The organism is Microcoleus sp. MON2_D5 (genome assembly GCF_036701905.1).
Taxonomy (GTDB): domain Bacteria; phylum Cyanobacteriota; class Cyanobacteriia; order Cyanobacteriales; family Microcoleaceae; genus Microcoleus.
Genome location: NZ_JAUBRM010000025.1, coordinates 54,704 through 72,585, shown reverse-complemented (window position 1 = coordinate 72,585; position 17,882 = coordinate 54,704). Strand labels below are relative to the sequence as shown.

Annotated in this window: 15 protein-coding genes; 8 read left to right on the top strand and 7 right to left on the bottom strand. The window is 46.2% G+C overall.

The window, feature by feature from the left end:
- Window positions 1-12 precede the first annotated feature (12 nt).
- Window positions 13-483 carry a hypothetical protein gene (locus QUA47_RS11570; RefSeq protein WP_190657791.1) on the top strand — a complete coding sequence of 157 codons (471 nt, stop codon included), beginning with the start codon at window positions 13-15 and terminating at the stop codon, window positions 481-483.
- A 104-nt stretch (window positions 484-587) separates the two neighbouring features.
- Here QUA47_RS11570 and QUA47_RS11565 read toward each other — a convergent pair whose 3' ends face one another.
- The 4 genes from QUA47_RS11565 to QUA47_RS11550 form a co-directional block, all read right to left on the bottom strand.
- Window positions 588-1,976 carry a UDP-glucose dehydrogenase family protein gene (locus tag QUA47_RS11565; RefSeq protein WP_190657789.1) on the bottom strand — a complete coding sequence of 463 codons (1,389 nt, stop codon included), beginning with the start codon at window positions 1,974-1,976 and terminating at the stop codon, window positions 588-590.
- A gap of 127 nt (window positions 1,977-2,103) precedes the next feature.
- Complete coding sequence (locus tag QUA47_RS11560; protein ID WP_333430840.1) at window positions 2,104-3,042, bottom strand: UDP-glucuronic acid decarboxylase family protein; 939 nt, start codon at window positions 3,040-3,042, stop codon at window positions 2,104-2,106.
- A 571-nt stretch (window positions 3,043-3,613) separates the two neighbouring features.
- Window positions 3,614-6,217, bottom strand: coding sequence for a helix-turn-helix domain-containing protein (locus tag QUA47_RS11555; RefSeq protein ID WP_333430839.1), 2,604 nt, complete (start codon window positions 6,215-6,217; stop codon window positions 3,614-3,616).
- Window positions 6,218-6,346: 129 nt separating this feature from the next.
- Window positions 6,347-7,378, bottom strand: coding sequence for an nSTAND1 domain-containing NTPase (locus tag QUA47_RS11550; RefSeq protein WP_333430838.1), 1,032 nt, complete (start codon window positions 7,376-7,378; stop codon window positions 6,347-6,349).
- A 159-nt stretch (window positions 7,379-7,537) separates the two neighbouring features.
- Between QUA47_RS11550 and QUA47_RS11545 the strand changes: the two genes are divergently transcribed.
- The 4 genes from QUA47_RS11545 to QUA47_RS11530 all read left to right on the top strand — a co-directional run bounded on the left by QUA47_RS11545 (window position 7,538) and on the right by QUA47_RS11530 (window position 9,142).
- A complete protein-coding gene (locus QUA47_RS11545) occupies window positions 7,538-7,831 on the top strand; it encodes a hypothetical protein (protein ID WP_333430837.1) in 294 nt (97 codons plus the stop codon).
- Between the two features lie 225 nt (window positions 7,832-8,056).
- Entirely contained in the window at window positions 8,057-8,290 is a 234-nt protein-coding gene (locus tag QUA47_RS11540) for a ribbon-helix-helix domain-containing protein (protein ID WP_333430836.1), read from the top strand.
- 83 nt (window positions 8,291-8,373) lie between these two features.
- Window positions 8,374-8,712: a nucleotidyltransferase domain-containing protein gene (locus tag QUA47_RS11535; RefSeq protein WP_039886929.1), complete on the top strand. Its 339-nt coding sequence runs from the start codon at window positions 8,374-8,376 to the stop codon at window positions 8,710-8,712.
- Entirely contained in the window at window positions 8,696-9,142 is a 447-nt protein-coding gene (locus QUA47_RS11530) for a DUF5958 family protein (protein WP_333430835.1), read from the top strand. Before QUA47_RS11535 ends, QUA47_RS11530 begins: the two co-directional genes overlap by 17 nt.
- Window positions 9,143-9,351: 209 nt before the next feature.
- Here QUA47_RS11530 and lepA read toward each other — a convergent pair whose 3' ends face one another.
- Window positions 9,352-11,166 carry a translation elongation factor 4 gene (gene lepA, locus QUA47_RS11525; protein WP_333188357.1) on the bottom strand — a complete coding sequence of 605 codons (1,815 nt, stop codon included), beginning with the start codon at window positions 11,164-11,166 and terminating at the stop codon, window positions 9,352-9,354.
- A gap of 328 nt (window positions 11,167-11,494) precedes the next feature.
- Here lepA and QUA47_RS11520 point away from each other — a divergent pair, with 328 nt between their 5' ends.
- Together QUA47_RS11520 and QUA47_RS11515 are read left to right on the top strand one after the other, a co-directional pair.
- Entirely contained in the window at window positions 11,495-11,722 is a 228-nt protein-coding gene (locus QUA47_RS11520) for a type II toxin-antitoxin system CcdA family antitoxin (RefSeq protein ID WP_006632513.1), read from the top strand.
- Window positions 11,723-12,282: 560 nt separating this feature from the next.
- Complete coding sequence (locus QUA47_RS11515; protein WP_333430834.1) at window positions 12,283-14,184, top strand: ATP-binding protein; 1,902 nt, start codon at window positions 12,283-12,285, stop codon at window positions 14,182-14,184.
- 233 nt (window positions 14,185-14,417) lie between these two features.
- Here the strand turns inward: QUA47_RS11515 and QUA47_RS11510 are convergent, their stop codons facing one another.
- Window positions 14,418-14,600 carry a hypothetical protein gene (locus tag QUA47_RS11510; RefSeq protein WP_333430833.1) on the bottom strand — a complete coding sequence of 61 codons (183 nt, stop codon included), beginning with the start codon at window positions 14,598-14,600 and terminating at the stop codon, window positions 14,418-14,420.
- Window positions 14,601-14,936: 336 nt separating this feature from the next.
- Here QUA47_RS11510 and QUA47_RS11505 point away from each other — a divergent pair, with 336 nt between their 5' ends.
- Window positions 14,937-15,746 carry a GAF domain-containing protein gene (locus QUA47_RS11505; RefSeq protein WP_190655570.1) on the top strand — a complete coding sequence of 270 codons (810 nt, stop codon included), beginning with the start codon at window positions 14,937-14,939 and terminating at the stop codon, window positions 15,744-15,746.
- A 307-nt stretch (window positions 15,747-16,053) separates the two neighbouring features.
- Here the strand turns inward: QUA47_RS11505 and QUA47_RS11500 are convergent, their stop codons facing one another.
- Window positions 16,054-17,592 (bottom strand): PAS domain S-box protein, encoded by a 1,539-nt coding sequence (locus QUA47_RS11500; protein ID WP_333430832.1) that lies wholly within the window; start codon window positions 17,590-17,592, stop codon window positions 16,054-16,056.
- Window positions 17,593-17,882 lie beyond the last annotated feature (290 nt).

Genomic DNA, 17,882 nt, shown 5'->3' with positions numbered 1-17,882 from the left:
GATGCAACTACAATGATATCAGAAAATCAGCTAAGATCGTCAGCGATCGGCGCATCAAAAATTATTCACAAATCGTCGATCGTCAATCCGCGATCGAGATTTGTCACCGAAGAAACAGTGGCACTCTTATTCAACATATCAGCGGAACAGATATACCGGATCGAATGCTGCCACTGCATGGTATACGTTCACGCCCAAGGAATCAGCAGGTTTGTCAGCTACGCCGATTTCCCCCCAATCTTAGAAGTAAAACGGCCCTGTGCTCAAGATTTTGTCGGATGGTACAAACGCTGGAAACGCACACAAGCACCAGAATTTTGGACTAAATTCTATACGTACAACTTCAAAGCCGCTGTTTCAGTTGACAGCTTGCTTGAGTGGGGCAAATTAGTAGCTACAGTTAAATCGGTAATTTCTGCCTCAGCACTGCAACAGCTACGAGATGTTTACGCCCAAGAAAAAGCCTTGATGGAAAATTTTTAAAGCAGTCGGGGCGAGTAAACCCGCGATTGTTGGCCACCAGCAAGATAAATGTAAGGTGCGCGAGGCGCACCCTACGAAATAGAGATTCTACTCAAAACTTTTCTTTACCTTCCAATACCCAGATATTGGAAACCAGCCGCTTCTAAAGCCTTCTTGTCTAAGAAATTGCGGCCATCAATCATCACCGGATGATTCATCAACTTCGCCATTTTCTCGTAATCTAAATTGCGGAACTGTTCCCAGTCAGTCACCAACACCAAAGCATCGCAACCGTCGGCCAGTCTTTCCGGATCGGTTTCTACCAAAACTCCCGACAAACCGTGACGCATCCCAGTTTGAGAAACAATCGGATCGTAAGCTTTAACTTTCGCTCCCAACCGATTCAAATTGTCGATTAAATTCAGCGCTGGAGCATCCCGCAAATCGTCAGTATCCGGCTTGAAAGTCAAACCCAAAAGTCCGACTGTTTTTCCTTTGAGAATCTTCAAAACTTGCTGCAACTTTTCAATAGCAATCAACCGCTGGCGTTCGTTTACTTCCACTGCCGCTTTCAGCAAATGCGCCTCGTAACCGTAATCCTCGGCAGTATGAACTAAAGCTGAGACATCTTTCGGGAAACAAGAACCGCCCCAACCAATGCCAGCTTGCAGAAACTTGCTACCAATCCGCGAATCTAAACCGATACCTTTCGATATTTGGGTAATATCTGCACCGACGCGATCGCAAATATTAGCAACTTCATTAATAAAGCTAATCTTCGTAGCCAAAAAAGCATTAGCTGCGTACTTAATCATCTCCGCTGAACTGATATCAGTCATCACCACAGGAACCTCCGGCAAAGACGGATTTTCTGCATACTTGCGATCGACAATCGGCCGGTATAACTGTAGCATCATATCCATCGCCCGCCGAGAGTTGCTGCCGAGAACAATGCGATCGGGATTAAAAGTATCGAAAACAGCACAGCCCTCCCGCAAAAACTCCGGGTTGCTAACTACATCAAATACCACACCTTTTTTTGCGGCTACTTCCTCACCCGTAGCCACATCATTGGTGTGAGCTTTTTGACGTTCCGCCAAACCGTCGAGGACAATCCTCCGCACCCAGTCCCCGGAACCGATGGGCACCGTAGATTTATTGACAATGACTTTGTAATCGCCCTCGAGGTGAGCTCCTATTCCGCGAGCAACCGCTTCCACGTAGCGAGTATCGCTTTCCCCAGTAGGCAAAGGAGGCGTCCCCACGGCAATAAACAAAATGTCCCCGTGAGCCACTCCTGCTGCTAAATCCGAAGTAAATTCTAGATTGCCCGACGCAGATGCAGAGGACATTAATTCAGACAGTCCGGGTTCAAAAATAGGCGACTGTCCAGACTTCATTAATTTAACTTTTTCTTCGTTGTTGTCTACGCAAATCACGTGGTGGCCGATGTGGGCCAAACAAGTGCCGGTGACTAAGCCAACATATCCTGTACCGATGACGCAAACATGCATACAAATGTCCTCAAAGTTAGTAAAAAAATTAGATGGCAATCTGGAATTGGGAATTGGGAATTGGGAATTGGGAATAAGGAAGATTTTTTCCCTGCCCCACTCTCCCAGTCTCCCCTTCTCTCAGTCTCTACTTTTGGTTGCCCTCAATGCGATCGCGAAAATCTTTCACAGTCAACTCTAAACCTTGATCCAGCGGCACAGTTGGCTCCCACCCCAACCAATTTTTAGCACGAGTAATATCCGGTTGTCGCTGTTTTGGATCGTCTTCCGGTAGCGGTTTAAAGATAATTTCTGCCCCTGGATTAATCATATTTTGAATTTTTTCGGCCAGTTCTAAAATAGTGTATTCGCCGGGATTCCCCAAATTCATCGGCCCGATTTGGTCGCTATTCATCAAACGAATAAATCCTTCCACCAAATCAGAAACGTAGCAAAAACTCCGTGTTTGGGAACCGTCGCCGTATACTGTCAGGGGTTGATTCCGCAAAGCTTGAGCAATAAAATTGCTCACTACTCTGCCGTCATTTTCCAACATCCGAGGGCCGTAGGTATTGAAGATTCGCACAACTCGAATGTCTACCCCATTTTGACGGTGGTAATCAAAAGATAAGGTTTCAGCTACTCGCTTCCCTTCGTCATAGCAACTGCGAATTCCAATACAATTAACGTTGCCGCGATAATCTTCTGTTTGCGGATGAACGTCAGGATCTCCGTAGACTTCGGAAGTGGAAGCCAGGAAGAATCTTGCTTTTACCCGTTTAGCCAGCCCCAGCATATTCATCGTGCCGATGACGTTGGTTTTAATAGTCTTGACAGGGTTGTACTGATAGTGTATCGGGGAAGCGGGACAGGCCAGATGGTAAATCTGATCTACCTCTAACCGAATCGGTTCCGTGATGTCGTGGCGGATTAGCTCAAAATACGGGTTGTCCAGCCATTTGAGGATATTGCGTTTAGTCCCGGTGTAAAAATTATCCAGGCATACTACCTCATGTCCTTGGGCCATTAAGCGATCCATTAGGTGGGAACCGAGGAAACCCGCACCGCCTGTGACTAAAATTCTCATTGTGGAAACTGCCGTTCTGTTTAGGGGTAGGACTGTGGTACAAAAATTCAGTCGCTCGAATGAAACTTACTAATAGAATAACAAAATTGCGATCGACAATGTAAAGACTTATGGGTCACTTTTATAAAATCTTTAATTAACTTAGCATTTTCAAATACTTGGAACAAAGTGCTATATTTCGCCAATCTCAGTAGCAATTTTTATTTAAGCTTTAATATTTCCGAAAAAACACTGTTGACAATAGTTTTTTTATTTGTTATTGGTTATTTGATGACTTCGGTTGGAGGTTGGGCGATGCCCTAGGGGATAGCTGCACTTCACGGGCTTATTTGAAAAAACCAGGGTCGATTTATCTGAAAAGCAATATGAGAGAAATTATGTCGATCTAAAAAATTAGGTAACAATCTCTGGAAAACTGTAGTTTTGCCTGAACCATTAGGGCCGCCAATAATGTAAATATTGGGCCTAATAGTAATATTAATTTTATAGCTTGTCTCTTAGTCCCCCTCTGCTGGGACGAGAGTTTGTGTACGATTGGTTTCAACCGCCGAATACTGAAAGGGATAACTAACTATCCCTTCCCTCCCAATGACATCTGAACCCAGCGGCGAAATAGTTCGACAGTAATACAGTAGCAACCATCAACTTCTCGAACCACATCGTGGCGTTCGAGAGTTTTTAGTGCTTCCTGTAAACTTGTCTCATCCATCCCTGTTTCTTGACTCAGCCTGTCGAGATTCATTCCTTCTAAGTGAGGTGCTAAGGCTTTTAAAATCTCCTGTTGTCCCGATGCGCCTTGCGTTGCTTGACGCCAAACTCCTGTAAAGTAGTAGCGACCTCTGCTGAAGAATTCCGGGTCATTGATGACAGTTGCTACGTCTTCTAGTGTAAACATTGGATCGCGGGGGCGTCCGATTTCAAATACTTGGTCGTTGTAGAGGCGGACTAACAGAAATCCTACCAATTGCGTGAGGTAGGGTTGGCCGTGAGTTAGTTCATAAATGCGATCGAGTGCTTCTGGTTTGTAGTCGAGGAGAAAATCATCATCGGGATTGGCTAAAACTTGGCGAGTTGCACCTTGACTCAGGAAACCTACTCGGATGGGGATAATGCTAGCAAAAAAAGGATTGAAATAATCCTCGGTCATTTCATCCAAGGTGTGCAATCCGGCAAAAGCAAAGGCTACTTTAGAACTCATTTGCACCATCCCTCGCAAAAAACCGATAAAATCTTGATTGATGTTCCCAGCGTCTATCAATTCTTCAATCTTTTCAAACTCGTCTAAAGCAACGATCAATCCACTTTCTACATTTGCTACTACTTGTTCGATGTAGCGTCCAAAAGTGACATAGGGTAAATCGAGTAAATCGCGATCGGCAGGAGGTGCAAGCTTGACTGTTTTGGCAATGGCATCGGTGATGAATATTAGCAGTTCGCCGACTCCTTGAGAGCAATCTCCTACCCGCAGCAAATTGACATAAGCCACCTGTACTTTTGAGCCTAAGCAGTTGCTAGCATTCAACAAAATCGAAGTTTTTCCCATCCGCCGATGACCGTAGAGTGCCACAGATTGAAGCGGATTGCCTTTTACCCACAACTCCTCTAGCTGTCTGATGATGTCTTCGCGGCCCACAAATAGATTGCCTTGGACTGGATCGCCAATTATATAGGGGATACTGACTGGTTGAGTAATCGAAATATCTCCGATTTTCCCGGTCACTTGCAGTAATATTTGTTGCCATTTTTTGGCAGTTTTAATAATTAAATTGCGTTCACATTGTGGTATAATATCAGGACGATCGAGGATAGTTTCAAGTTCGCCTAATGCTCGGTTGAGGGCAAGGGAACGGGCAGAACGAGATACGCTATTCTGGATGACTTGAACATCGGCAATTACCCGCCGTAGAGAAGCAATTGCTTCCCAAGAAGTCTCACGCAGCAGAGGTGGATTTGGGGAAGCAGGCAGCTTCAGGGAAGCAATCTCGGCTAGTTCTGCTGTTTGGTGAAAATCTGTGAGAATCTGCGCTAAGGTAAACATCTCCTCTCCATAAAGCAGATCTCGCACTACAGCGAAAGCTTCTGTGGCTTTGTCTGGTTTTTGCTCGTGGAGATACCAGAAACCAGCAGCAGAGGCACGGGCAGGAGTATTTAAACGAATTTCTGTTTGCAAACCAGCTTGAATTTGTTGTCGCCAAGGTGCGGTCATGAAAAAACGTGCTACTGCTTCTGACTTCATTCCTTCACTTAGAGAAGCTGAGGCAAAACGCACCAACTCCCAATCCGAAGGATCTTCTGATAATTGAGCGACGCGATAGATGAGTTGGTCTTTTGGTGTTTCTGCCAGTACACGATTTACAGCTTTAACAACAGGGATAAACTGAAGAGTAAATCGTAGTAATTGGTTAATATTGTGCAATCCTGTTTCCCAATCCCGCCTCAGCCAATTAGCTATTTGCGAAGATAGGTAGGGAAGAGGAAGTGGGGTAATGTGAGGAAATTGTCTATTTTGCTGTTGAGGCTGGAGTAGGGTAAACGGTAAAGCGAAAAGCCAATTTTCAGGACGTGCGATCGCCACGCCCAACGCCTGGCCCAACGCCTGGCGCGACGCCACGCCCCACGCCACGCCGGACGCCACGGCCAACGCCACGTCCAACGCCACGGCCAAGGCCACGCCCCACGCCACGCCCAACGCCACGCCCAACGCCACGCCCAACGCCACGCCGGACGCCTGGCCCAACGCCACGCCGAATGCCACGCCCCACGCCACGCCCCACGCGACGCCGAACGCCACGCCCAACGCCACGCCCAACACCACGCCCCACGCCACGCCCCACGCGACGCCGAACGCCACACCCAACCAATCGATAGAAATGCCTATTTCCTCGAAAACTCTACTCAAGCCTACGGGGATAACAATGATTAACATCAAGGCTTGTAGAATTAACTGACGCTGGACTGAATTTTGACGCAACCACTCCCACTTTTCTCGCCAGGCTTTGGCGTCTTGTAAATTAGATTCACCACCAAAGGTAGACTCATACCACCGCAAAGCTTGAGGGAAGAAAAACACCCAATACAACAATCGCAGGTAATCTAAAGGATTCCACAAAGAAAGAGGGCGCTTCAGTTTGGGAGCTAAATCTAACCGAGGAACAGGGCGATCGTTTTGACTCATAAATAGGTGGGGATGAATAAACAGGACTTAGGCACGGGTGGTGAGAAACCGGGGTTTTTACCAAATCTGCGATTCTCTAACGAAATATTTTCGTAAAAAACCCGGTTTCTGGGCCCCGATGTGTAAGCCCTAGTTGATATAACGGGCATAAGTTTGATAGCACAACTGCATCAATTTCTGAGGATACCCGCCACTTTCAGCAATTAACCCCGCAATTTCTTCCTCAGTAAAATTCACGGGCTGAGCAACAGGTGTTAACCAGGAAGCCTGGAGGCGACTAACAATAAATTCGCGGCTGATTTTTTCATCCCATTGCTTCAGAGTTTCCTCATGTCCTTTGAAAGGAGATGTCATATTTGTTCCAGGAAATAGGATATCTAGAGAGGTGCGCGCGGCGATAACTAGACGCAAAGGTGGGTTAGATCCCTCAGTCAAACCCCGTAATAGGCTGCGTGTTGGATTAGTAAACCCATCCCATCTCATATTCTCAACTTCATCTAAAAGTAACAGCAGCGGGTTCGATTCTAAAGCCCGTGACAGATTACCTCCTTTCGCTTTCTCGATACCTGCTTTGTGGCATAAATCGCCATAAAAGTCATCTTCATCGCAAACAATTTGCAAATCGATGTAAATGGGTTGGCGTGCATAACGCAGTTGATTTGGTGCTTCTCGGTAAATAGCTTGCAGCAGAGAACTTTTGCCCATCGCGCTTTCACCAATAACTGCTACGTTACTGCCACTATTCAGCGTCTCGAATACCCGCCGAATTTCCCTTTCTCTGCCAAAGAAAAATTTCGGATCGTCTATCTTGCCATGCTGGGGAATAAAAGGATTATTGTGGTTGATATTTGGCGGTTCTAATTCTGCTATTCGATTGTCATTTGGTAAGGATGTTTCGGGCGATGTGGTTGTATTAAGCTTTTTAATTTCTTGCCAATCCAATCCTAAAGTATTGCAAATTGCAACAAAATACTGGGGCTTGACACCTTTCTGGGTGAAAAATTTATGAACTGTTTGAATATCAATCCCTATCTTTAGACTTTTTTCTTCCCCCATCACAACACGAGCAGCTAAGTCTTGGCGGCTCCAGCCTTTGTCTGTGAGAGCTGTTTTTGCTTTTTCAATTCCTGCGTCAGATGCTGCGATCGATCGCTCTGCCATAGCTAAGTTACGAACGTTTTAAGTATTATAGCGAGCGATCGCCAACCAAACGCATCCTAAACGCATACCAAACTCATACTAAGTGAAACCTATACACAGGCTGACTTTCAAGCTTTTACTTTTTAATATTAAAACATATCCAATAAGAAGGTAGCAATCATGAAAGCTAAACCAAATATGACACCTGCTAAACCCAAATCTACTAAAATGACTCGTAAAAACACTCCTCCTCAATCTCCCTCTCCTTTCCAGTACGTCTTCGCCACTGTTATCTGTATTACCTTCTTTTCTGGAGGAGTCTCTTTCTGGATTAGTACGGAAGTTCAGCCATCTCCCCAACGAGAGCGCATTTTTGAGACTTGCAATAGCACTTGGAATATGGGTGTGGGTGCGATTTTCGGACTTTTAAGTAGTAAGGTAGTTCAAAATAATGATGATGATGATGATGAGTAATTTCTGATAGTTTATTTGCAAAAGGGCGATCGGCCGACCTGTCCAAAAGTGCGATCGCTGTCGATAATTTGACAGTTAACTTATCAAAAACCCTCCGTCAAAAAAGTTATCCTCGGCGAGAGGGTAAATCAAACACCACTTCAAATCGGATGTTGGGTACTGGTTGCCGAAACAACTGAAGATGTCCCTCCGCATCCGGCTGCGATAGCGACCGACGATCGCCCATTGCAAGCTGGACTTCCGAGGTGGCAGAATAGGGAAACTTCCAACAGATTGCAGCGCATGAGCTACAGCCAGCGGATTTCAGTGGTTTTGCCAACACAGGCTAAAAAGGAAAAGGATCTCGAAAAGTTGTGCGATATCGAAAAGCGATCGATCTCCAACTTTGTCTACCTTCTGATTCAAGATGCGATCGACCAAGCAAAAACATCCAGCAAGCTCAAATTAACAGATGACTGAAACTAAAACTTGATTTATCGTGCTTAATTTTTAAATCGAGAAGTACGAAAAAACTCGCCTACTGCAATGCTAATATTCATTAAATGAGAGGTGTAAAAACATGGCAAGAAGCAGGCATATCTCCAGAAGATGCCAGGAGAATTCAGAATGCAGCCGCTCGCACAAAACAAACCATCATAGTTGTGGGCAGTCGAGCAAACGGGACAAGTACGCCAACTTCTGACTGGGACTATATAATGTTAGGTAACTCTCGCCAGCGGCATTCCGCTCGCAGTTCCGTCCCTCGCGGTACAAGTGGCGGCGAAATTAATAGTTCAGGTCGAGAAACGGGAATCGATATTTTTACTGGCCCCCTCATCTCAGGAGAACCTCACGTTATATTTGAGCCAGACTTAGGAGAGGCAAATGAATCTAGCCGATGAAATTAGAATCAATCAAATTCAACAAGAATTAATTAGCCACGAAGATGCAAAAAACTGGTTTTTAAGCTTCCCAACCGAATACCAGCAGGAAATATTACAGCGGCTATCCTACATGACCCTCCAAGCAGGGGCGCGAGAAGAAGATGTTTCCCTAGCAATTGCTAAATCAAAACTTCGCCCAACTTACACCCCTTGTGTGTTGCTGAGTAGAGGGCGATTAAAAGAACAAATGGCAAAACTTTTGAAACTGCCGCCCTCAGAATCTATCAAAACCTTTTTCCTGTTAGTGAGTTTATTAGCAATTGCCGATGCGCGCAGGTACTGCAAATATTGTCAAGAGGGCTGTAGCCACTGGTGGCATCGCGATTTGAGCGATCGCAAAGTTGTAGATGAAATTCAGCGCGAGTTTCAACAAAGCATTCTTGTTTAAGTTGTAGTAAGCTGTGATGCGATCGCCACTCACGCTGCAGCCATATTCTCGGCCCCCACAGGGACGGGCAAGATGCCCATCCCACAATCAAACTGACTCTTTGTGGAACAGGCCCGAAAGCCTGTTCTAGATGACTGCAAACAACTACAAAAAAACAGACTCTTTGTGGAACAGGCATCTTGCCTGTTCCTGACAAAATGCCACACAGATTACGAATCTCGATCGAGCTTCAGCACAGCCATAAAAGCCTCTTGCGGCACATCCACAGTACCCACAGACTTCATCCGCTTCTTACCCTTCGCCTGCTTTTGCAGCAACTTCTTCTTCCGCGAAATATCGCCACCGTAACACTTCGCCAACACATCCTTCCGCAAAGCCGGAATGTGCTCCGAAGCAATCACCTTCGCACCAATTGTCGCTTGAATCGGCACCTTAAATTGATGACGAGGAATCAACTCCTTGAGTTTTTCCGTCAACCCGCGGCCCACATTGTAAGCCTTATCCCGGTGTACGATCATCGCCAAAGCGTCAACCGGATCGCCATTAATTAAAATGTCCATTTTCACTAACGGATTTTCGCGGTAGCCAATTATGTGATACTCCATGCTCGCATAACCGCGCGATCGCGATTTCATCTGGTCGAAAAAGTCCGTCACCACCTCCGCCAAAGGCAACTCGTAAACCAGCGTAGTTCGGCCTTGACTCAGATACTTCATATCCATAAAAATGCCCCGCCGACTTTGAGACAGTTCCATCAGCGCGCCCACATAAGTTTCCGGCGACAGCATTTCTACCCGCACATAAGGTTCCTCAATTTTCTCGCGATACTGAGGATCTGGCAAGTGGCTGGGATTGTCAATTGTTAACACTTCCCCTTTAATTGTTGTGATTTGATAAACCACAGAAGGAGCCGTAACAATCAAATCCAAATTGTATTCTCTCTCCAGTCTTTCTTGCACAATTTCCATGTGCAGCAAACCCAAGAAACCGCAGCGGAAACCAAATCCCATCGCACTCGAAGTTTCCGGTTCGTAAGAAAGCGCCGCATCGTTGAGTTCGAGTTTTTCTAAAGCTTCCCGCAAATCTGGAAATTGGTCAGCATCGATCGGGAACAAGCCGCAAAAAACCATCGGTTTTGCTTCTGTATAACCCGGCCAAGGCTCCGGTGCAGGCTTTTTGACCAAAGTAATCGTATCGCCAACGCGAGCATCAGCTACTGCTTTAATTGCCGCGCCCAGATAACCCACTTCCCCGGCGTGCAGTTCGTCTACTTGAACTTGAGTCGGTGAAAGGATGCCCAATTCATCGATGACATATTCCTTACCCGAAACCATCAACAAAACTCGATCGCCCTTTTTGACACTTCCGTCCATCACCCGGAAATACACAATTACCCCGCGATAAGGGTCGTAATAACTATCAAAAATTAGCGCCCGCAGCGGTTTGTCAACAGTATCCTGCGGCGGCGGCACCAATTCGACGATCGACTCCAAAATCTCATCTATACCAATTCCTTCCTTAGCCGAAGCCTCAATCGCCCCGCTACAGTCCAGACCGATAATTTCTTCAATTTCCCCTTTTACCCGTTCCGGTTCTGCCCCCGGCAGGTCAATTTTATTTAAAACTGGAATAATTTCCAAATTATTTCCCAAGGCAAGGTAGACATTTGCCAAGGTTTGTGCTTCCACGCCTTGAGATGCGTCTACCACCAGCAGCGCCCCTTCGCAAGCAGCGAGCGATCGCGACACCTCGTAAGAAAAATCCACGTGTCCGGGAGTGTCGATCAGATTCAGCACGTACTCCTGACCGTCCTTGGCAGTGTAATTCATCCGAGCCGCTTGCAGCTTGATCGTAATGCCGCGTTCGCGTTCGAGATCCATATTGTCTAAAAACTGCTCCTTCATCTCCCGTGCCTGCACAGTCCCAGTCGCCTGCAACAGGCGATCGGCCAAGGTGGATTTTCCGTGGTCGATGTGAGCAATAATCGAAAAATTGCGAATGCGAGATACAGGGACGTTAGTCATGTTTTTTATCGAAGAGCTAATCGGCAAAGGATACTTTTTGTTGTATGATCACACAAGCAAGAGTAGAGTGCTTACTTCAACCTCTTACTGGGGATTGAGATGAAACCACAACTGAGGCAAACCTCAAGAGTATCAGTTATTAGCCTTTCAAGTGTCCAAACGAGCCCGGACACCCAAAAGGAAAAAACTTTTCTCTCTCTCATTGTACAGAAAGCGGTTAAGCGGTTGAGGAAAGGTTGGGTGCAAATCAGGGACTTCCAATATCTAGTCCAGTCGGTTGTCATCAAAAGAATTGAAACTTAAGAATTAAAACTAGGATTTTTAAACTATGAGCGAATCAAGAATACCTTCCCACAGTTCGTCAGAAAAAGTCGAACTGTCCATCCATATCGATTCTGAACTGCTAGACCAAATTAAGCACTTGACGAATGACCCCAGCAAAGTCATTGAAACAGCAATCAAGCAGTGGCTCAGAGGCGAGCGCCGCGAAGACGAACTGGCTCTGGGTTTGCGTCGCAACCCGCCAGTCCCGCCACGCGGTGAGTGGAACGACTGAGGCGATCTCGCCCCAGACGGCGCGCGCAAATCTGCGGGCTGTGACATTTAGATCGCGCGGGCGATCTCCTGCAGATTTCGTGGCTAAAGCTACAGGTGGTGGGCGAGTGAACTCGGCTAAATCACAACCTCGGAACTATTTCAGGTGAGGGAAAAAATGCGTGAGCCATTCCCTGACTAGAGTTGTTCGCAGCCTCATATTTTGGCGTAATTTTCATACTAGATAGTTAATCGGTGCAGATTCCTAATTTCTCAATCTTAATTTTTATCTTTAAATTACCCAAAACGACTGAGAACGAATAGTTTTGAGTTGTGAGTTGAGTTCAAAATTAAAGAATTAATATTTGATGAGTTCATTAATCACTCAAAAGTCAACAGTAGAAGTCTAAAACTTTTGCAAATTGTGAGTTTTGAGCTATTAATGTTTTAATTAAAAAGCCAACAACTTTTTAATTAATAACTCACAAATTAACAGTAGAAGCCCCAAAAAATGGGTAGTATTGAGTTCTTTATTAAAAACTCAATACTCCAAAATCCGAACTACTTTCATCCCCTACTCTGATGGACTCTAACACAGATTTCCGGCGATCGAGCCTCGCCTCTACAGTTTTTTTTCAAGAGTTAGGGGCAGAATTAGTATTTACCCAAGACGCCTCTGGTCGATATCTATCTTTTTACTGGCAAAAAGCCGAGCAGTACAACCTTACAGCAGAACAAATTGTCGATCGCCCTCTCAGCGAAACCCTGCAACCCCTCGCCCCTGCGCCTTATCTCGATATCCTGCGGCGGGTACTCGAAACCCTCGTACCGCAAAGGTTCAGCTATCCATTTTGCCACGCCGGACAATATTTTCTCTTCGATATGACACTCACTCCGGTGATCGACTCAAACGGCAAAGCTGCAAAAGTCTTAGTTATGGGAAGGCTGCTGTCTGACAAACCCACAGACAGACGGCCCGACTCCCCAGAATTCATGCTCTATCGAGCTTTGCCGTCCCCTTGGGACGCCCGCCAACTAATGTCGCTTCCAGCGAGCCGTATCCCCGGTCGTCGATCGCTCCCTGCCTACTCGGAAATCGACCGTAAAGTCATCTCCCAAATCGCACAAAACCTGCACAAAACCCTCGATTTAGACACAATTTGGCAGCAAACTGTTAACAGCTTGGGTCAAGTTTTGAACGCGAGTCGCTGCATCATCTGTTCCTACAAAAAAGACAGCGAAAATCTCGAAACCTCCCCCTTCCTTGCCTCGGAAAATCAGCAAAAATCGACCGCCGCAACAGCCGAATTACAACACTCAATAGCTAGCGACCCCTCGCCCCCGCTTTCCCCAGCTCAAATCGAAAATCTTCAATCGAAAACTTTTAAAGTAGTAGCTGAGTACCGCCAAGAAGCTTACTCTTCTATGCTGGGATTAGAACTGCGCGCAGCCGAACAGCCAGGATGGATTCAAACTTTAGCCACCTTAAAACCAGTAGCAGTCGATTACGCCTCCCCCGCCACCGATCCCTTCCACCGCCATTCCGTACTCGTAGCAGCTACCTCCTATGAAGACCAACCCAATGCACTGATATGTTTGCACCGCTGCGGCAGTTCCCCGAAATGGAGTCATGTCGAACTCGAATTCGCCCGCGAGTTAGTCGCTCAAGTCGGCAGTGCGATCGCCCACGCTACACTTTACCAAGAATTAGAACAGGCCCGCGCCGAAGCCGTGGCCCTTTCCCAACTTAAAAGTCAATTTCTTGCTAATACTTCTCATGAACTCCGCACCCCCCTCAACGGCATCCTCGGCTTCCTAAAACTGCTTGTGGACGGCATGGCAGATGACCCCGAAGAAGCGCACCAATTTATCGAAGAAGCTTACAGATCGGCAGTACATTTGTTCAATGTGATTAACGATATTTTGGATATCGCTAAAATCGAAGCTGGCAAAATGGAGTTAGACCTCGCTCCCGTCAAACTCGGCGAGCTCTTGCAGCAAGTTGAGAATTTTACGCGGGTTCAGGTGCAGCAAAAAGGATTGCAATTTCAAATCCAAAAACCCCCTGTGGAGGACGACATTATTGTGTACGGCAACTACCAACGCCTGCTTCAGGTAATCTTGAACCTCACGGGAAATGCTATTAAATTTACCGGGGAAGGGGGAATTCGCATCAGTGCCGAGGTTATTAAGAAAAAGGTGACTGTTCACAACCAGCAGTTCCCCGGAATGGTGAAAATTAGAGTTGCTGATACTGGCATTGGCGTTTCTCTCGACAAGCAGGATAAATTATTTGAGTCGTTTTTTCAGGTAGACGGGGCTCGTACCAGGCAATACGGCGGCACTGGTTTGGGATTGGCTATTTCTCAAAAACTGGTAGAAGCAATGGGGGGTACAGTAAATTTTTACAGTATGGGGGAAGGACTGGGAGCGACTGTTACTTTTACGGTGCCGCTTTATCAAGAACCACTATTTAAAAATTAATCATCGGCCGTCAATCATCGGTAATCGATTATCTGGACGTTGAAGGAATCAGCAAGAAGCAAGAAGCAAGAGGGAATCAGGAATCAGGAAAAAAACAGCTATAGCGGTTCTAAACTTTCGTGAGGTACTCGCCAGCTTTCTTACCAATTACCAATTACCAATTACCAAACTGTACGTTACTTATAAAAATCGCTATATTCGTGTATCCGTGAGTTCCGTTTCGTGAATAAAGGTCATCGATAATTGATAATTATCTTACAACACAGTTCGATCGTCCCTGTATCAATTTTAACTTTTATCCATCGCCAATCTCCCTCCTTGGGAGCTTGCAACTGAGATCGATCGCCCATGCCACTTCCGACCCCACCCAGAATTCGCATCAATGGAATCCGGGGGGTACGGATAACAAAGCTCATCTTTATTTGTGCGCTGGGATCTCACAGATCCGAGTAAACCCGCGCACACCGCCAGCTTTACAAAAACTTAATGCCAGCTTATACGACTGATTCAGCTTCCCAACCCCCTACTGTAAAGGATTATTAAGCATACTGGACGCTCTCAGTTCTCTGGAAAAATCATAAAGATCTTGTAAAGACACCGAAACTACTTAGTAATGTTTAACGGCGTGTGGGAAGATTTAAGTAGAATTACGTAATCCCTAAGTCGGCCAGCGGCAGACTGGCAAATTCAGTAATTCCTGCTCTGTTGGCGGAATGGTAAACTTTTGCCAGTCTATTAGAAAAAGGGTTGCTATGAATCAGCAAATATCAGCTCAATCGCAAAAACTTTTACTCCAAATTGGCAGAAAGATTCGTCGAACCTTGGATCTCGATAGCATCTGGCAGCAAACAGTTAACAGTCTGGGAGAAACACTAGGCGTCAGCCGCTGCATCATTTGTCCCTATGAAAGTTCTAGCCTGCAAGTCAAAGTAGCTGCTGAATACTGCCAAGAACCATTTTTACCCATGCTGGGAATGGAAATCTCCCTCACAGCAGCACCTCATTTCATTCAAGCTCTAGCCACCCTCGAACCGGTGGTAGTAGAGTCCTTTGCAGCCAATGACCCTTTTGGGCCGCAGTCGCTGCTAGTGGTGGCTACCGCTTATCAACAGCAAGCTAACGGCATAATTAGCTTGCATCAGTCCAAGGGCCGATCGTCGCGCAAGGGTAAGACCGATCGACCTTGGACTCAATCCCAGATCGAATTCGCACAAGAACTTGCCGAGCAAGTAGGAAGTGCGATCGCCCTCGCCACCCTCTACCAGGAGCGCAGCAAGCGAGTACAAGGACTATCCCAGCTCAAAAAGCAATTTTTGTTGAAGGCGTCTCACGAGCTCCGCACTCCCCTAAATCACATCATCGGCTATCTACAACTAACCATAGACGATCAAGCTGACGATCCGATAGAGGAGAGAGATTTTATCCAAGAAGCTCACCGTTCGGCTATCCACCTTTCTAAGGTAATTTCCAATATCTTAGATTACATTGAGTTAAGTGAAGCTTGCCAAACTCACGCAGAGTTAGCCACTTTCAGGAGTCAGGAAAAACCTGGGCATCAGTAAACCTTTTAGTGGCGTATTTAACAAGTCTAATATTTACCGCGCCAACAAGTTTTACACTGGAAAAAGCTGACACTTTATCGAGAGATTCCCTCACTAAATTCGGTAGCTGGTTCATCAATTATTTTTAGGGAATTATAGTTTTACACAGTACAGAATAGCAACTACTACACGTACTAGCCCGGTGTATTTATCATGTTATGTCTGCTGGAACGACTTCCCTCAAATACGTTATTTGACCGGAAAGGATATTGCAAGCATAAGATTGCACTTTCGCACTTTTAATGATTTTAACTTGTGCTTGATAGAATTACCCACTGCCCTTTTTTTTCGGAGTTTTTGGAGGGCTGACATAGCGCGCCCAAAAAGGTTCCTCCATATCTTTCATCGCTGCTAGTTTTTGGCGCTCTTCCTCTATGCGCTTGCGTTCTGAAAGATCGGAAAAGATGTTGATACTGCCGACAGTCTGGCCGCCCGGATCTCGCACGCGTGCGGCCCAAAGCCAAACATCGATCGAACTACCGTCTTTTTTCAACAAAGATATTTCCAAACCGTTTTGCGGTTTGCCATTAGACGCAGACTTTAGCAGCGCGTAAAAATCTTGCTTTTGGCCTTCAGGAATATTCGGTAAAGGTTTCCCTAAAACCTCAGCCGCAGTCCAGCCAAAAAGTTGTTCGGCGGCGCGGTTCCAAACAACGGTATTGCCGTCATTGCTGGTACAGTTAATCGCCAGCGGCGCCGATGCTATCTGGGCTTGCAAAACTTGGTTAACGAGTTGCAGTTTCAATTCTACTTGCTTGCGATCGGTAATTTCCTGACAAGCGCCCCACAAACGGACAACCCGTTCAGCAGTTTTGTCCCACACCACTTGCCAGTAGTCCCGCACCCAGCGCACCTCGCCTTTTTGATTAATAATGCGATACTCATTGGCTCCAGTGCGGCTGAAATTACAGCCTTCTAACTGTTTAATTAACATTTCCCTGTCGTCGGGATGAACGAGTTCCGAGTTCCACCAACCAAACGATTCTAATTCTTCAGGAACGATCCCGGTGCAGCGCTCAAAAGCTTCTGTCGCCCACTCGCAGGCGAACTTGCCGTCGGGCAGTCCCTTAAAAGAATAGGCAAAATCCGAAGTAATTTGCGACATAACTCTGTAGTGGAGTTCCGACTCTCGGACTGCAATTTCCGCTTGCTTTCGTTCCCCTATTTCCCGCGAATTAATTATAATTCCCTGCACGCTAGAATCGTAAAGCAAACTGTTACCTATCGACTCCATGTAGATCCAAGAACCGTCAGCGTGGCGTTTCCGATATTCGATTGCCCCCCCAATTCCTGGAGATTCTAACAACTTACCAAAATACGTCTGCCAAGCCAGCAAATCGTCGGGATGGATTAACTCGCCGTGAAATTTGCCAATTCTTTCTTCTGGGTTGTAACCCAAAAGCCGCTGTAGGGCTCCGCTGTGGTATCGAACTCGCCCGTCCGAGCCAACAATGCTAATTAGATCGGGAGAATTACGCAGCATAGTTTGCAGTTTGGCTTCACTTTTAGTTAATGCTTGAGTGTCCCTGCGATGCTGGCTGATTTGTTTTTCCAACTGCTCCCGTAGCTGTCTGATTTGCCCTACTTGCTGGGCTACAGTGCGTTCCAAGAGGCGATTATTTTTTTCAATTTCAACCAGCTTTGCCGCGTTATTTGTGGCGCTTTCAAACAAGCGGCTGCCTGCCATTTCCTGTAGATAATTTGATAAATCTTCCAAAACTTTTGTGAAAATTGCCTGTTGCGGCTGTGGCAATTCCCTAGCTTGTTCCTGCAATGTTTCTAAGTGTTTGTAGACAGTTTCTAGCATTTTATTAAGGGGGGAATCTAATAGTTGCCTGCGGGTGCAACCCCTAAAAAGCGGACACAAGTTTTTTCAACATAACCCATAACTAAGACTGGTGTCTGGCTTGCGACCCATCGCGCTCTCAATAACCAGGCATTTTGTGACTTTATTTTCAAATCATAGCAACCGATAGAGAAAGTAAATTCTTGTTGCGTCCTAATTGCCAGCCCAGCAGCACCCCCAACAAGTGCTCGCCAGGAGTGCGGGTAACTCCCCTACCCAGTGAATGTGGGGCTTCTCGCGGTTAAGCTAAA

What these genes read in the sequence shown, in the direction of transcription:
- QUA47_RS11545 (WP_333430837.1), top strand. Translation starts at nt 7,538, where the DNA reads ATGAAAGCTAAACCAAATATGACACCTGCTAAACCCAAATCTACTAAA.
- QUA47_RS11555 (WP_333430839.1), bottom strand. Translation starts at nt 6,217, where the DNA reads ATGAGTCAAAACGATCGCCCTGTTCCTCGGTTAGATTTAGCTCCCAAA.
- QUA47_RS11560 (WP_333430840.1), bottom strand. Translation starts at nt 3,042, where the DNA reads ATGAGAATTTTAGTCACAGGCGGTGCGGGTTTCCTCGGTTCCCACCTA.
- QUA47_RS11515 (WP_333430834.1), top strand. Translation starts at nt 12,283, where the DNA reads ATGGACTCTAACACAGATTTCCGGCGATCGAGCCTCGCCTCTACAGTT.
- QUA47_RS11530 (WP_333430835.1), top strand. Translation starts at nt 8,696, where the DNA reads ATGAATCTAGCCGATGAAATTAGAATCAATCAAATTCAACAAGAATTA.
- QUA47_RS11520 (WP_006632513.1), top strand. Translation starts at nt 11,495, where the DNA reads ATGAGCGAATCAAGAATACCTTCCCACAGTTCGTCAGAAAAAGTCGAA.
- QUA47_RS11505 (WP_190655570.1), top strand. Translation starts at nt 14,937, where the DNA reads ATGAATCAGCAAATATCAGCTCAATCGCAAAAACTTTTACTCCAAATT.
- QUA47_RS11565 (WP_190657789.1), bottom strand. Translation starts at nt 1,976, where the DNA reads ATGCATGTTTGCGTCATCGGTACAGGATATGTTGGCTTAGTCACCGGC.
- lepA (WP_333188357.1), bottom strand. Translation starts at nt 11,166, where the DNA reads ATGACTAACGTCCCTGTATCTCGCATTCGCAATTTTTCGATTATTGCT.
- QUA47_RS11500 (WP_333430832.1), bottom strand. Translation starts at nt 17,592, where the DNA reads ATGCTAGAAACTGTCTACAAACACTTAGAAACATTGCAGGAACAAGCT.
- QUA47_RS11510 (WP_333430833.1), bottom strand. Translation starts at nt 14,600, where the DNA reads ATGAGCTTTGTTATCCGTACCCCCCGGATTCCATTGATGCGAATTCTG.
- QUA47_RS11550 (WP_333430838.1), bottom strand. Translation starts at nt 7,378, where the DNA reads ATGGCAGAGCGATCGATCGCAGCATCTGACGCAGGAATTGAAAAAGCA.
- QUA47_RS11535 (WP_039886929.1), top strand. Translation starts at nt 8,374, where the DNA reads ATGAGAGGTGTAAAAACATGGCAAGAAGCAGGCATATCTCCAGAAGAT.
- QUA47_RS11570 (WP_190657791.1), top strand. Translation starts at nt 13, where the DNA reads ATGATATCAGAAAATCAGCTAAGATCGTCAGCGATCGGCGCATCAAAA.